Genomic DNA, 14,555 nt, shown 5'->3' on the forward strand with positions numbered 1-14,555 from the left:
CCCGGTAGGGCCGGGGGAAGGATCTGGAATGGGAGGGACACTGGAGCTGGTGCCGGCTGCGCCGGGCAAGCGTCTCGGCGCCGCCGTGCTTGACTGGCTGGCTCCGGCAGTGATCCTAGTGGTCCTTCTGTCCGTCGGATTTGCGAGCGTCACCAGCACCCGCAGCTCCGGCTTCATCGTGTACGACACGGGCATGCTGGTCCTCCTCGGAAGCGTGGCCGTAGGCCTGACCCTCATCTACACGTTCGTCCTGGCAGGCATCGAGGGCAGGTCCGGCAACACCATCGGAAACCGCCTCATGGGCATCCGCAGCACTGACAGCGACGGCTACGCACCGGGCGCCGGTACTGTATTCCTGCGCGGCATCGTCACCGGAGCAGGAATACTCCTGGCAGTCCTCGCCGCCGCACTCGTGGCCATCTTCAAGTGGTTCGATGTTGCGCCGTGGATCCTGGCGCCCGCCGTGCTCCTCGGCATTGCCTGGGCGGTCGTCGTGGTCCTGTCAAATGCCTGGGACAGGAACGGCCGGCTCCGGGGATGGAATGACGTTGCCGCCAAGACCCTCGTGTTTGACGTCGGCGCCGGCCGCAATCCGGTGACCACCGGCGGCATCCAGGGCCCGTACAGCTTCGCGCCCCTGGACCTTCCACCCGTGCAGCAGGTGGCCTCACCGGTCGCCTCGCCCGTTGTTTCACAGCCGGTCTCCCCGGCGGCGGCCAACGCCGGCGGCCACCCCGACGACGGACTGGACCGGACGCAGCTGCGCTCCGGTTCCGGCTTGGCCGGACCGGTCGCAGTGCTGCGGATACAGCTCGACGACGGCCGCGACTTCCGGCTGGACCGGCACGTTCTTATCGGGCGCAATCCCGCCGCCAACCCGGGCGAGTCCCAGGCCCAGCTGCTGGCGGTTCCGGATCCCGGGCGGACCATTTCCAAGACCCACCTTCACCTCCTCACGGACGGTGCGGGCGTCTGGGTGACGGACCGCAACTCCACGAACGGCAGCGCCGTCACCACACCGGACGGCGTCCGCACGGCGCTGCAACCCGGCGTGCCATCATTTGTCAGCCCCGGAACCACGGTTCATTTCGGGGACCGCAATTTCACCGTAGGACAGGCATGAACTCACAGCAGGCGGCCCACACTCCAGGGGCCGGCCGGGAGCCGGGCCTCAGCCTGAGCTACGGCTACGGCACAGACCGCGGCCTTCGCCGCGAGCTCAACGAGGATTCGTTCATCGCCTCCGATCCCGTGTTCGCCGTCGCGGACGGCATGGGCGGCCATGAAGCCGGCGAAGTCGCGAGCGGCATGTGCGTCAGGGCACTGGCGGCAATGCCGCAGCTGGCCACGGGGGAGCGGACCGCCACGGCTTCCGTCGTGCAGCACTTCCTGGCCGCCGCGGATGATTCCATCCGCACCGCCACAGGCTCGCGTGCGGGCACCACGCTGAGCGGCGTGGTGGTGGTGGAGCAAATGGGCGTTCCCTACTGGCTGGTCATGAATATCGGTGACTCCCGGACGTACCGCCTCAGCCAAGGCCAGTTCGCCCAGGTCAGCGTGGACCACTCCGAAGTCCAGGAGCTGGTGGACACCGGAGAGATCACGGCCGAGCAGGCCGCAGTCCACCCCCGCCGGCACGTCGTGACCCGCGCACTGGGCACGGGCGATGACACGGAAGCCGACTACTGGCTGCTCCCGATCGAGGAGGGCGACCGCGTCATGATCTGCTCGGACGGGCTCAACGGGGAGCTGACGGACGACCGCATGCTGGGCATTCTGGGCTCGGTGGAAGACCCCCAGGAAGCTGTGGACGCGCTCATCCAGGCAGCCCTGAGGAGCGGCGGCAGGGACAACATCACCGTGATCGTCATCGACGCCAGGAACGTCCTGGATGATGCAGGCGCGGCCACCACGGCACCGAGGACTGCCTCGGCCGCCGAGGACGAGGACACCCTGCCGCGTGCAGCCGCGACCGAGGAATCTGCCCATGACCGCAGCTAGCTACGTTCCGGGCGGCTGGTTGGGGCTGGTCCGCTCCGGAACGGCGGTCGTCCTTGGCCCCGATACGCCGGCGCCGCTGGTCAACACCGTGTGGGACCTGTTGGGCGACGGGCCAGAAGTCCATGACGTGCTCCACGCCGTGACGAGCGGATTCGGCGTGCCCCTGTCCCGTACGCCCTGGTTCGGCATCATTGGAATCGGGGAGTCACTGAGGGTCTTCCTCCGCGGTGACCTCGACCTGACGGTTCAGCTTCCGGGCGGCCCGGTGGAGCTCGACGGCCGGAATGTCACCACCTGGACCGAGCGGTGGCTGGACGCGCCGGAGTGGTTCAGCCTGACCGTTCCGGGCCAGTCCTCGGCCTTGGAGCTGCCGGTCACGGAAGGCGCAGTCTTCCTTAAGACCCTCCGAGTGGAGGTCACCGGAGGCGGCAAGCCTACGGTGAATCCGCGTGAGGCGGCTTCCGCGCAGGAAGCCAACCCTGAAGCGGTCCTGGAGCAAGCGCGGGAAGCCTCGGCCGAGACCGTCGCGGGGATCCCCGAGGAAACGTCCGCGGGGATGCCGGGGAACGGGCCGGCTGACGGCGGGATTGAAGAGACGCGCATGCCCGAGACGGGCTTCACCGTCACCGGGGCCGCTGACCTGTCCGGCTCAATTGAAGAAGAGCCACAGCCACAGCCGCAGCCGCAGCCGCGGCAGCCGGCACCGGCCACCGAACTTACCGGTTCGTACGACCACCTCTGGGACAAGACTGTGGTGCGCCGCATCGAGGACGCGGCCGTCCGTGACGACCAGGACGACGACGGCGCCCCGCGACCGGCGAGCGAGGCAACCGACGGCACGGAATCAGCAGGCCAGGAATCAGCAGGCCAGGAGCCTGCGGAACCCCGGGAAGCCAACCAGAAGCTGGCTGCCGCGCCGGATGCCGAGCCAGTTGCAGAGCCCGCACCGGCCAGCCACGCGCCGGCGTCCGGCGGACTGATTGATTCGGTGCCGTGGGCCACCGGCGGTGACCGGGGCCCGCGCCCCCAGGCCCCGCCGTCGTTCATTTCCCTGCCTGACGCCCGTCCGGAAGCGGAGGGGGCGCCCGAACAGGAGCTGCCGGCACAGCCGCCCGCCCAGGAGTCACCCGGACAGGAGCTGCCTGGACAGCTTGCCGACGGCGACCACGACGGGCAGACCATTCTCAAGAGCGACCTGGCGGCGGCGCCCGTCCAGCCCGCCGCGGCCGCTGCCTCCGGCCGGTCGCCGGGCGGAGGCCCGCTGGTTTTGGCCCGTGTGTGCGCACGGGGCCACGCCAGCCCGCCCACGAGCGCGCAGTGCCCCGCCTGCGGTTCCGCCCTCCCGGACGTCGCCGTGCAGGTGCCGCGTCCCCGGCTCGGCCGGCTGCGGCTGTCCACGGGAGACGTGATCGATCTCGATGAGTCGCTGGTGATTGGACGGCAGCCGTCGGTGTCGCGCGTCCAGGGCGGCGTCATGCCGCGGCTGGTCCAGGTGGCGAGCCCCGGCGGCGACATTTCGCGGTCCCACGTCGAGGTGCGACTGGAGGGCTGGCACGTGATGCTGTGCGACCTGAAGGCCACCAACGGCACCGTGCTGATCCGTGAAGGCCAGCCGCCGCGGCGCCTGGCCCAGAACGAGATGGCCATTGTCCTGGACGGTGACATCGCCGAACTGGGCGATGACGTTTCCTTGCGCTTTGAGGAGATCCTGTGAGTTCCAAGCGGCCCGTAGCCCCGCCGCCCCGCATCCCCGGCTTCACCTACGTCAGCCTGCTCGGATCGGGCGGATTCTCCGATGTCTACCTCTATGAGCAGGACCGCCCGCGCCGCAAGGTGGCCGTGAAGGTTCTCCTCTCCGGCCTGAAAACGGAAGGCGCGCGGCGCCGGTTCGAGTCTGAGGCCAACCTCATGGCCCAGCTGTCGTCGCATCCGTTCATCGTCACCATCTTCGAGGCCGAGGTCACGGAGGACGGGCACTCCTACCTGGCCATGGAATACTGCTCCCGGCCCAGCCTGGACGTCCGGTACCGGCGGCAGCGCTTCAGCGTGGACGAGGTCCTGGCCGTCGGCATCCAGGTGGCCTCCGCCGTCGAAACAGCCCACCGGGCCGGCATCGCGCACCGTGACATCAAACCGGCCAACATCCTGGTCACGGACTACAACCGGCCGGCCCTGACCGACTTCGGCATCTCCGGAACCCTCGGCGGCGACGCCGACGAGGACGCCGGGATGTCCATCCCGTGGTCCCCGCCGGAACAGTTCCGGGAAGGAAAGGTCGACGGCGCCATGGTGGACGTGTGGGCACTCGGCGCCACGCTGTACACCCTCCTCGCCGGACGCTCGCCGTTCGTCCTGCCCGGGGCGGATAACTCGCAGAAGGAACTGATTTCCCGCATCACCGCCATGCCCGTCCCGCGGCTCGGCCGGGCCGACGTTCCTGAATCGCTGGAACAGGCGCTGGCAACAGCCATGGCGAAGTCGGCGTCCTCCCGGTATTCCTCTGCCCACGCCTTCGCGCTGGCACTCCAGCGCATCCAGGCCGAGCTCAACCTGTCCGTCACGCCCTTCGAGGTCCTGGAGGAGCGCCAGCAGGAGGACAGCCATCCCGACGACGGGTTCGAGGAAACCCGCGTACGCAGCATCGCCGCCATCGACCCCGACAGAACGGGCAGTGCCCCGACCTTCCCGGCGCGGACGTGGCCGCTGGACAGCGGACAGCCTGCCCCGGCGCCGTCCCCGGCTCCTGCGCCGTTAGCACCGGCAGCCGTCCCTGCCGCAGCACCCGACGGCGACGACTGGACCCAGGCAACGGTCCTCCGCAGCGGCCGGCCCAAGGCCCCGGACGCGCCCGCGACCGACGCGCCGCCCGCGGACCACGGGAAGCGCAACCTCTGGCTGGCCATCTCCGGCGGAACAGTCCTGGTGCTCGCCGTCGTGGTGGGCGTCGTAGTGGCGTCCTCGGCGCCGCAGCCCCAGGTGCTGGCCAGCGAACAGCCCAGCAAGCCGCCAGCAGATGCCCTGGATGACGGGTCCGTGCCGGACGTCGCGAAGCTCGCTGGTGCGGCGGGAGCAGCCGGGAAGGTCCGGTTCACGTGGACCAACCCGCAGCCGAAGCCGGGCGACACCTATAAGTGGCGGATCAAGACCGTCAAGGACGGCGGGGGCTACCAGTCCACGTCCGTGCCGCGCGTGGATGTGACCGCCAACCCCACCGAACCCACCTGCGTGCAGGTGATCATTGTCCGCAGTGACGGCTCCGCGTCCCCGGCGGGCGAGGACTCCATCGCGTGCGTCTGACGAAACAGCCCAAAGAGGAGACACTGAAAATGGGAGACCTGGCCATAGACTTCTGCGGCGAATGGTACGAGCCGACGGACGAGGACATCTTCAGCATCGGCCGCGAAGGCGACCTGGAAGTGGATGACAACCCGTACCTGCACCGGCGCTTCCTGCAGATCGCCCGGTACGACGGCATCTGGTGGCTCAGCAACGTGGGCAGCATGCTCTCGGCAACCGTGGCCGACGGCTCTGGCGGAATGCAGGCCTGGCTCTCCCCGGGCGCCCGCCTGCCGCTGGTCTTCAGCCACACCACCATCATCTTCACGGCCGGGCCCACCACCTACGAATTCGCCGTGCACCTGAAGACGCCGTCGTTCCGGCAGGAGGCTCCGGGCGATTCCAGCGCCGGCGACACCACCATTGGGCCTGTGGTCTTCACGGACTCCCAAAAGGCGCTAATCGTGGCGTTGGCCGAACCCATGCTGCGGCGGGAAGGGACCGGATTCAGCGCGATTCCGTCCTCCGCGGCGGCCGCCAAGACCCTCGGCTGGGCGCTCACCCGGTTCAACCGGAAGCTGGACAACGTGTGCGACAAACTGGACCGCGTAGGCGTGGCCGGCCTCCGGGGAGGCGGCGGGAAGCTCGCCACCAACCGGCGCGCCCGGCTCGTGGAGCATGCCGTCACATCCCATTTGGTGACCGCAGATGACCTGTACCTGATTGAAAAAATGAGAGGGACCGACGAAGGATGAGAATCCGACTGACGCTTCGCCGGGACCCCGCTGACGCCAAGGACCTCGCCGTCACCGTGGACGGCCTGGCCACTGTGGCGGACATCGCCACGGAACTCTGGACCGCAGACCCCGGCCGGCGTGATGAGCCCGCCCCGCCCAATCTCTCGCTCCGGATCGATGAGGCGTTCGTGGCCGGCGGCATGCGCGGCATTGTGCTCAACCGCACGGACAACCTGCTGGAATCGGGCCTGCGGCCGGGATCGGTTGTCTCGCTGACCCAGGTCAGCGAGCAGTTTGGAGTTCCCGGGGCCGGGAGTGGTCCTGGCGGCGGCCGCGGACCAGCAGCCGCCACCCTCCGCATTCTGTCGGGGCCCGACGTCGGCCGGGAGTTCTCGCTGCCGTCCGGCACCAGCTACATCGGCCGGGACCGGGACGTCGACGTCCGGCTGACCGACCCGCTGACCTCGAAGCGGCACGCACGCATCACCGTGGGGGAGAGCGTCGAGATCGTTGACACCAACTCGGCCAACGGCCTCCAGATGGACGGGCTGCCCGTCACCCGGGCCACCCTGAATTCCTCGGACACCGTGACGCTCGGCGACACCGAGCTGACCGTGGTGCCGCTGGCCCGCAGCGGCGCGGCCGCTCCGACGTCGCCCCTTGTTGACTTCAACCGTTCCCCGCGCGTGGTTCCCCGGTTCGCCCCGTCAAAGCGGGTGGCGCCCGCCGGGCCAAAACGGCAGGACCACCACGCCTTCCCGTACATCATGCTGATAGCCCCGCTGATGATGGGCGCCGTCCTCTTCGCTGTCACGCAAAGCCTGATTTCCATGGTTTTCATGCTGATGATGCCGCTGTTCATCGTGGGGCATCACGTGGACCAGAAACTGCAGTCCAAGCGGGAACACAAGGAGCAGGTCAAGCAGTTCCGCGAATCCATGGCCGCGTTCCGGCTGGACATCACCGAGCTGCAGCGCGTGGAACGTGCGGTCCGGCTGCAGGAGGCGCCGTCCGTCAGCGACACCGTCGATTCGATCTACAAGCTTGGCCCCCTGCTCTGGACCCACCGGCCCGAGCACCAGGGGTTCCTCGGGCTCCGGTTCGGACTCGGCACGGTGCCGTCGCGGGTGCCGTTCGAGGAGCCGAACTTCAGCGAAACCGAAACGGCGTACCGGCGCGAAATCGAGGACTGCCTGGACCAGTTCCGCGAGATTGAAGGCGTGCCGGTCGTCTCCCAGCTGCGGTCTTCCGGCTCGTTCGGCCTCGCGGGCTCCCGCGGGCTGGTCGACGACGTGGCCAGGGGCATGGTGCTGCAGCTCGTGGGCCTGCACTCGCCGGCCGAGGTCGCGGTCGCGGCCATCACGTCCACCCGGTCGCGGGAACGCTGGAACTGGCTCCAGTGGCTGCCGCATGTCGGGTCGAGCCACAGCCCGATCGCGGGCGACCACCTTGCGGCCGGTTCCGCCAGCGGCTCCGGCCTCCTGGCCCGGCTGGAGGACCTCCTGGAGCTCCGCGAAGCCGCGCTGAAGTCGGCAGGCCCCGTCCACCGGCCCGGGATCCACGAGGAAACCGGGGACCTCCCCGCCCCGGTGCTGCCCTCGGTCCTGGTCATCATCGAGGACGACGCCCCGGTGGACCGGGGGAGGCTCACCCGGCTCGTGGAGCGCGGACCCGACGCCGGGGTGCACGTTCTGTGGGTGGCCACCGGCGTTGAGGCCCTCCCGGCCGCGTGCCGTGACTTCATGGCGGTCGACGGCGAACACGGCACCACTACGGGGCAGGTGCGGCTGGGACGCCACACGTATCCCGTGAGCTGCGAAAGCCTCGACGCCGAACTCGCCGGCCAGCTGGCGCGCATGCTCTCGCCCGTGGTGGACGCCGGAAAGCCCCTCGAGGACGACTCGAACCTGCCCCGCGCCGTTTCCTACGCGGCGCTGATCGGCAAGGACTTCCTGGACAATCCGCAGGTCGTCGCGGAACGGTGGCAGGAAAACAACTCGGTCCGCACCACCGCCGTCGCGAACCGCAAGGACAGCGGGTCGCTGCGGGCGCTGGTGGGATCCAAAGGCGTCGAGCCGCTGTACCTGGACCTCAAGAATGAGGGCCCCCACGCGCTCGTGGGCGGCACCACGGGCGCCGGCAAGTCCGAGTTCCTGCAGTCCTGGGTCATGGGCATGGCCACCGCCTACAGCCCGGACCGGGTGAGCTTCCTCTTCGTCGACTACAAGGGCGGTGCCGCGTTCGCCGACTGCCTGCACCTGCCGCACACGGTGGGGCTCGTCACGGACCTCTCGCCGCACCTCGTGCGCCGCGCCCTGACCTCACTGCGCGCCGAACTGCATTACCGGGAGCGGCTGCTGAACCGGAAAAAGGCCAAGGACCTGCTGGCCCTGCAGCGCGAGGCGGACCCCGACGCGCCGCCGTACCTGGTCATCGTGGTGGACGAGTTCGCCGCCCTCGCCACCGAGGTCCCCGAATTCGTGGACGGCGTGGTTGACGTCGCCGCCCGCGGCCGGTCCCTCGGGCTCCACCTGATCCTCGCCACCCAGCGCCCGGCCGGCGTCATCAAGGAGAGCCTGCGCGCCAACACCAACCTCCGCGTGGCGCTGCGCATGGCCGACGAGGACGACGCCACCGACATCCTCGGCGTCCCGGATGCCGCCTACTTCGACCCCTCCATCCCCGGCCGCGGCGCGGCAAAAACAGGACCGGGCCGGATCCAGGGGTTCCAGACCGGCTACGCCGGCGGCTGGACCACCGAACGGCCGCAGCGCCCGCAGGTCGACATCGTGGAAATGGCGTTCGGGTCCGGTCCCGCCTGGGCGACGCCGGCGCCGGAGTCTGCGGTCAGGGACGAGCCGTCCGGTCCCAACGACATCGCCCGGATGACCGCCAACGTCATCCGGGCCGCGGACCTCCTCGCCATCCGGCCGCCCCGCAAGCCGTGGCTGAACGAACTGGCCATGACCTACGATTTCTCCCTGCTGCCGAACCCGCGCACGGACGAGCGCCTTCTGCTCGGCGTTGCCGACGATCCCGCCCGCCAGGACCAGCCCACGGTCTTCTACGAGCCCGACAGGGACGGCAACATGGCCATCTACGGCACGGGAGGCTCGGGCAAGTCCGCCGCGCTCCGCGGGATAGCCATTGCTGCCGCCGTCACCCCGCGCGGGGGCCCGGTGCACGTCTACGGGATCGACTGCGGTTCCGCCGGCCTGAAGATGCTCGAAGAACTCCCGCACGTCGGCGGCATCATCGACGGCGACGACGTCGAGCGGGTGGGCCGGCTCCTGCGCTGGCTCCGCGACCTCGCTGATGACCGCTCCGCCCGCTTTGCCGAGGTCCGGGCGTCCACGATCGTGGAGTACCGGAAGCTCGCCGACATGCCCGACGAGAAGCGCATCTTCGTGCTCGTGGACGGCATGTCCGCCTTCCGCGAGGCATACGAATACAGCCGCCTCTCAGCCTTGTGGGACCTCTTCCTGCAGCTGGCGACCGACGGCCGTCCCCTGGGCATCCACCTCGTCGTCACCGGTGACCGCCCCAACTCCGTGCCGCCGTCGTTGCTTGCGTCCATCCAGCGCAGGCTGGTGCTGCGGCTCTCCGCTGAGGAGGACTACATCACCATGGACGTCCCGAAGGACGTCCTGGGCAAGGCATCGCCTCCCGGGCGCGGCCTGCTCGGCAGCCATGAGGTGCAGCTGGCCGTCCTGGGCGGCAACTCCAACCTGGCGCTGCAGGCGAGGGAGGTCCACAAGCTCAGCGAAGCCATGCTGCGCCAGGGCGTCGAGAGGGCCCCGCGGATCGAACGGCTGCCGGAACAGGTGGACCTGGACATCCTGCCGGCAGGCCGGCCGGACCTGCCCGTGATCGGCGTCGACGACGAAACGCTGCAGCCTGCCGCCATCATGGCCAAGGGCCCGCTCCTGCTGGCCGGCCCGCCGGGCGCCGGCAGGACCGTGGCGCTGGTGACGCTCGCCTACGCGCTGCGCCGCTCGAACCCTGAGACGGAGCTGGTCTACATCGCGTCGCGGAAGTCGGCGGTGGCATCGCTGCCGGTCTGGGACCGTTCGCTCGTGGGACCGGACGACGTCGAGGAAGCCGTGGAGGCACTGACGGACCATTCCTCGGCCAACCCCGGGAAGCTCGCCATCTTCATCGAGGGCCTCACGGATTTCACGGACACCCTGGCGGAGTCCGGCGTGGAACGGCTTGTGGCGGCTTCCATCAAGGCCGATCAGTGGGTGGTCGGGGAGTCCGAGACGTCCACGTGGTCCTCGGCCTGGTCGCTGGCCCAGCCCTTCAAGTCCGGCAGGCGGGGACTGCTCATCAATCCGGGCGATATCGAAGGCGACAGCCTGCTTAATACGTCGCTGGGACGGGTCAGCACCGACTTCATTCCGGGCCGCGGCTACATCGTGGGCAGGGGCAAGGTGCGCAAACTCCAGATCGCCCTGCCACCGGAGAGCCGGCAGTAGGGGATTTGCTACCCCGCGCTGCCCTGTAGGAAGATACCCGGGACAAGACTCTGTGCGGGACTGTCCTCCGCGGCTGCAAAGGTAACCAATGATCCGACCCCATTTCCTACGGACCACGGTGGTGCCCGGACTCGCTGCCACGGCGCTGGCCCTAGCGGCGGCGGCAGGCGTCACGGGGGCCGCGCACGCCGAACCGCTGTGCGGCCTGCCCACACAGCCGTGCTCGTCCGGTTCGCCCGCGCCGACGGCTCCGTCGTCCGGTTCGCCCGCACCCACGGCCGAGCCTTCGACCCCACCGCCTGCGAGGAAGGCGCCGGCCCCCGCGCCTGCCCCGCCGGCTCCCGCCAAGCCGCCCGCGAACCCCGCCCCGGTTGCGCCCACCGCGGCACCGGCTCCGACTGCCCCGGCCACGGGGCGCATGACGGCGACATCATCACCGTCCGCCACGGCGGCCCGCACGACGGCGGTCCCCGCCACTGCGAGCGCCTCGCCCAGCCGATCCGACTCCGGCCCGACCGCCGAGTCCAACTGGAACAAGCCGATTGCCAAGCCCGTGAAGGCGAGCCATGCAGCGGCCGTCAGCACCGGTGACGACGGCCCCGGCGGATACCTGGGGGTGTTCGCCATCATGGGAGGCGTTCTGCTGGTGGGCTTCGCCGGACTCGTGTTCGCCCTGTGGAGCAGGAACCGCCTCGCCGGCCACGTGTGATCCCTCAGGGACGGCACGTCCAGTCGGCACAATGTCAGGGCTGTAAGGCAAGATAGGTCTGTGAGCACAGCATCAGGCCCCGCAGACAATGCAGCTACCGGAACTGACCAGCTCGAGCCGGAAGTGATTCCGCCGGAGTCGGTCCGTGAAGAATACGAGAACCTGGCGGACCTCGTCCGGAAATACCGGTTCGCGTACTACCAGGAAGACGAGCCGCTCGTCTCGGATGCCGAGTTCGACACCCTCTTCCGGCGGCTGGAGGAACTCGAGGCCCTGCACCCCGAGCTCGTGTCCAATGATTCACCCACCCAGGAGGTGGGCGGGGAAGTGTCGGCGGCGTTTGCCGCCGTCGAACATCTCCAGCGCATGTACAGCCTCGAGGATGTCTTCTCCCTCGAGGAGCTGGAAGCCTGGATCACCAAGGCCGAGGCCGGCATTGCCAAAGTCGGCGACCACCAGGTTTCGTGGCTGACCGAGCTGAAGATTGACGGCCTGGCGGTGAACCTGCTGTACCGCGACGGAAAGCTGGTCCGGGCGGCCACGCGCGGCGACGGCACCACCGGCGAGGACATCACCCACAACGTGCTCACCATCAAGGAAATCCCGCAGGAGCTCAGCGGCAGCGGGTTTCCCGCCGAAATGGAGATCCGCGGCGAGGTGTTCATCCCGTCAAAGGCCTTCGCGGAGTTCAACGAGGCGCTCATCGAGGCAGGAAAGGCGCCGCTGGCCAACCCGCGGAACGCCGCGGCGGGTTCGCTCCGCCAGAAGGATCCCGCCGAAACCGCCAAACGCCCGCTGAAGATGTTCGTCCACGGGATCGGCGCCCGCGAGGGCCTTGAAGTGGCCAGCCAGTCCGAAACCTACCGGCAGCTGGAGGCGTGGGGGCTGCCCGTCAGCCCGTACTTCGAGGTGCTGGGCGGCCTGCCCGACGTCCTGAAGTTCATCTCCCGGTACGGGGACAAGCGGCACAGCCTGCTGCACGAGATCGACGGCATCGTGGTGAAGGTGGATGACTTCGCCACCCAGCGCGCCCTCGGGTACACCACCCGCGTCCCGCGCTGGGCCGTCGCCTACAAGTACCCGCCCGAGGAAGTGCACACCAAACTGCTGGACATCGCCGTGAACGTGGGGCGCACCGGCCGGGTCACGCCTTACGGCATCATGGTGCCGGTCAAGGTGGCCGGCTCCACCGTGGAAATGGCCACCCTCCACAACCAGGACGTGGTCAAGGCCAAAGGCGTGAAGATCGGCGACATCGTGGTGCTGCGCAAGGCCGGCGACGTCATTCCGGAAATCGTCGGGCCCGTCCTGGCCCTGCGCGACCAGCAGGATCCGCCGGTGCGCGACTTCGTCATGCCCACGGAATGCCCGTCCTGCGGCACCCCGCTCTCGCCCGCGAAGGAGGGGGACGTCGACATCCGCTGCCCCAACGCGCGGTCGTGTCCCTCGCAGCTGCGCGAACGCGTGTTCCACCTGGCAGGACGCGGCGGCTTCGACATCGAGGCTCTCGGCTGGGAAGCAGCCATTGCCCTCACGCAGCCCGCCGAACCGGAGGTTCCGCCGCTGACCACCGAGGCCGCCCTCTTCGACCTCACCCCGGAGGACCTCGCCCCGGTGAAGATCCGCCGCGAGAAGCGGTCCAAGGGCGTGGCCACCGGCGAGTTCGAGCTCGTGCCGTACTTCTACAGCAAGGGCACCGCGAAGACGCCGTCCAAGCCGACGGCCACCACGGAAAAGCTCTTCAAAGAACTTGAAAAGGCCAAGACCCAGCCGCTCTGGCGGGTGCTGGTGGCGCTGTCCATCCGGCACGTCGGGCCGCGGGCCTCCCGGGCCCTCGCCACGCACTTCGGCACCATGGACGCCATCCGGCGGGCCTCCGAGGAGGAACTCGCCGGCGTGGACGGGGTGGGTCCCACCATTGCCGCAGCGCTCAAGGAGTGGTTTGCCGAGGACTGGCACCGGGAAATCGTTGACCGCTGGGCCGCCGCCGGAGTCCGGATGGCGGATGAGCGGGACGAATCGACGCCGCGCACCCTTGAAGGGCTGACCATCGTGGTCACGGGCACCCTGCCCGGCTTCAGCCGGGACGAGGCCAAGGAGGCCATCCTGATCCGCGGCGGCAAGGCCGCCGGCTCGGTGTCGAAGAACACGAGCTACCTGGTGGCCGGCGAGAATGCCGGCACCAAGCTGGACAAGGCCGAGCAGCTGGGCGTGCCGGTCCTCGACGAGGACGGGTTCCGGGAGCTACTGGCCAAGGGACCGGCTGCCGGAGCACCGGAGGAAGCGGCCGCTCTAGATGCTACGGACGACGACAGGAACGGCTCCGAATGAGCACGGATCCGACTGAGCTGCTCGGCGTGGCCAAGGCAGCCGCCGAGGCCGGCGCCGCGGTGCTGTCCACCCGGACCAGCGGTTCCCTGGCTGACGGCGCCGTCAGCAACAAGGGCGACGCGGGGGACTGGGTCACCGCGTTTGACGTTGCTGCCGAGGACGCGGTCCGCAGCGCCATCCGCGGCGCCCGCCCGCAGGACACCATCACCGGCGAGGAGCACGGGACCACCCGCCCCGAGAATCCCAGCGGATTCCGCTGGTCCATCGACCCGCTGGACGGCACCACCAACTTCATCCGGAACATCGTCTACTACGCCACCTCCGTCGCAGTTGCCGACGCCGACGGCGCGTGGCTGGCCGGCGTCGTCAACGCCCCGGCCCTGGGGCGCGTGTACTACGCCGCCAAGGGCCACGGCGCCTGGCTCGAACAGGACGGCCGCCGCGTCCAGCTCACCGGTCCAGTGTCCGGCCGCGCCGGCCAGATCCTGGCCACAGGATTCAGCTACGATCCCGAGGTCCGCGCTGAGCAGGCAGCCGCGCTCGGCGGCTTCATGGAAGGGTTCGCAGACGTGCGGCGGCTCGGTTCCGCGGCCCTGGACCTGTGCCTGGTCGCCGACGGCACGCACGACGCCTTCGGCGAGCGGGGCCTCAACGAACATGACTTCGCCGCCGGAGCCCTGATCGCCGAGGAAGCCGGCTGCTGGGTGCGGCGTCCCCGGCTCACCAGCCCGCTGAACGGCGGCCCAACGGACGACGAACGCCTCGCAGCGTGGACATGCGCGGGAACGCTGGAAATGTCCGGCAAGTTTCCGCTCTGAGGCGGCGGCGGTGGACTTGTTACCCGTATACCAGACGTGCCCGGCAAATTTCAGCCCGGGGGCGGGGTCAGGTTGTAGCGCTCAATGATGTCCGGCAGCCAGGGTGCCTCGGCGAAATGCAGCCATAGTCGGACGCCAGTTTTTCGATGACGGCAGGGTCGGGCAGACCCGCCTCAATTGCGGCGGTACGAGCGCCCCAACCGGA

Annotated in this window: 9 protein-coding genes; all 9 read left to right on the forward strand. The window is 69.3% G+C overall.

Translation table 11 applies throughout. From position 1 onward, the window contains the following. The first annotated feature begins 28 nt into the window (after positions 1-28). The 9 genes from ABFP37_RS00955 to ABFP37_RS00995 all read left to right on the forward strand — a co-directional run bounded on the left by ABFP37_RS00955 (position 29) and on the right by ABFP37_RS00995 (position 14,350). A complete protein-coding gene (locus tag ABFP37_RS00955; RefSeq protein ID WP_347032467.1) occupies positions 29-1,123 on the forward strand; it encodes an RDD family protein in 1,095 nt (364 codons plus the stop codon). Beyond that, entirely contained in the window at positions 1,120-2,001 is an 882-nt protein-coding gene (locus tag ABFP37_RS00960) for a protein phosphatase 2C domain-containing protein (RefSeq protein WP_078030034.1), read from the forward strand. The genes ABFP37_RS00955 and ABFP37_RS00960 overlap by 4 nt, the downstream gene beginning before the upstream one ends. Continuing rightward, positions 1,988-3,715, forward strand: coding sequence for a hypothetical protein (locus tag ABFP37_RS00965; protein ID WP_347032468.1), 1,728 nt, complete (start codon positions 1,988-1,990; stop codon positions 3,713-3,715). Before ABFP37_RS00960 ends, ABFP37_RS00965 begins: the two co-directional genes overlap by 14 nt. Continuing rightward, on the forward strand, positions 3,712-5,298 hold the full coding sequence (locus ABFP37_RS00970) for a serine/threonine-protein kinase (RefSeq protein ID WP_078030032.1): 1,587 nt from the start codon (positions 3,712-3,714) through the stop codon (positions 5,296-5,298). The genes ABFP37_RS00965 and ABFP37_RS00970 overlap by 4 nt, the downstream gene beginning before the upstream one ends. Beyond that, positions 5,289-6,032 carry a hypothetical protein gene (locus ABFP37_RS00975; protein ID WP_347032469.1) on the forward strand — a complete coding sequence of 248 codons (744 nt, stop codon included), beginning with the start codon at positions 5,289-5,291 and terminating at the stop codon, positions 6,030-6,032. The genes ABFP37_RS00970 and ABFP37_RS00975 overlap by 10 nt, the downstream gene beginning before the upstream one ends. Further along, positions 6,029-10,492, forward strand: a complete 4,464-nt coding sequence (locus ABFP37_RS00980) for an FtsK/SpoIIIE domain-containing protein (RefSeq protein ID WP_347032470.1) — start codon at positions 6,029-6,031, stop codon at positions 10,490-10,492. Before ABFP37_RS00975 ends, ABFP37_RS00980 begins: the two co-directional genes overlap by 4 nt. Before the next feature lie 88 nt (positions 10,493-10,580). Continuing rightward, positions 10,581-11,201 (forward strand): hypothetical protein, encoded by a 621-nt coding sequence (locus ABFP37_RS00985; RefSeq protein ID WP_139362950.1) that lies wholly within the window; start codon positions 10,581-10,583, stop codon positions 11,199-11,201. Positions 11,202-11,261: 60 nt separating this feature from the next. Next, on the forward strand, positions 11,262-13,532 hold the full coding sequence (ligA, locus tag ABFP37_RS00990; RefSeq protein WP_347032471.1) for an NAD-dependent DNA ligase LigA: 2,271 nt from the start codon (positions 11,262-11,264) through the stop codon (positions 13,530-13,532). Next, positions 13,529-14,350 (forward strand): inositol monophosphatase family protein, encoded by an 822-nt coding sequence (locus ABFP37_RS00995; RefSeq protein WP_078030027.1) that lies wholly within the window; start codon positions 13,529-13,531, stop codon positions 14,348-14,350. Before ligA ends, ABFP37_RS00995 begins: the two co-directional genes overlap by 4 nt. Positions 14,351-14,555: the final 205 nt, after the last annotated feature.

Origin of the sequence: Burkholderia sp. RS01 (assembly GCF_039748055.1) — a bacterium.
Classification (GTDB): domain Bacteria; phylum Actinomycetota; class Actinomycetes; order Actinomycetales; family Micrococcaceae; genus Arthrobacter.

Bases quoted from the DNA above. Each gene is read 5' to 3' on its own strand.
- ABFP37_RS00995 (WP_078030027.1), top strand. From the start codon at position 13,529: ATGAGCACGGATCCGACTGAGCTGCTCGGCGTGGCCAAGGCAGCCGCC.
- ABFP37_RS00960 (WP_078030034.1), top strand. From the start codon at position 1,120: ATGAACTCACAGCAGGCGGCCCACACTCCAGGGGCCGGCCGGGAGCCG.
- ABFP37_RS00985 (WP_139362950.1), top strand. From the start codon at position 10,581: ATGATCCGACCCCATTTCCTACGGACCACGGTGGTGCCCGGACTCGCT.
- ABFP37_RS00965 (WP_347032468.1), top strand. From the start codon at position 1,988: ATGACCGCAGCTAGCTACGTTCCGGGCGGCTGGTTGGGGCTGGTCCGC.
- ABFP37_RS00955 (WP_347032467.1), top strand. From the start codon at position 29: ATGGGAGGGACACTGGAGCTGGTGCCGGCTGCGCCGGGCAAGCGTCTC.
- ABFP37_RS00980 (WP_347032470.1), top strand. From the start codon at position 6,029: ATGAGAATCCGACTGACGCTTCGCCGGGACCCCGCTGACGCCAAGGAC.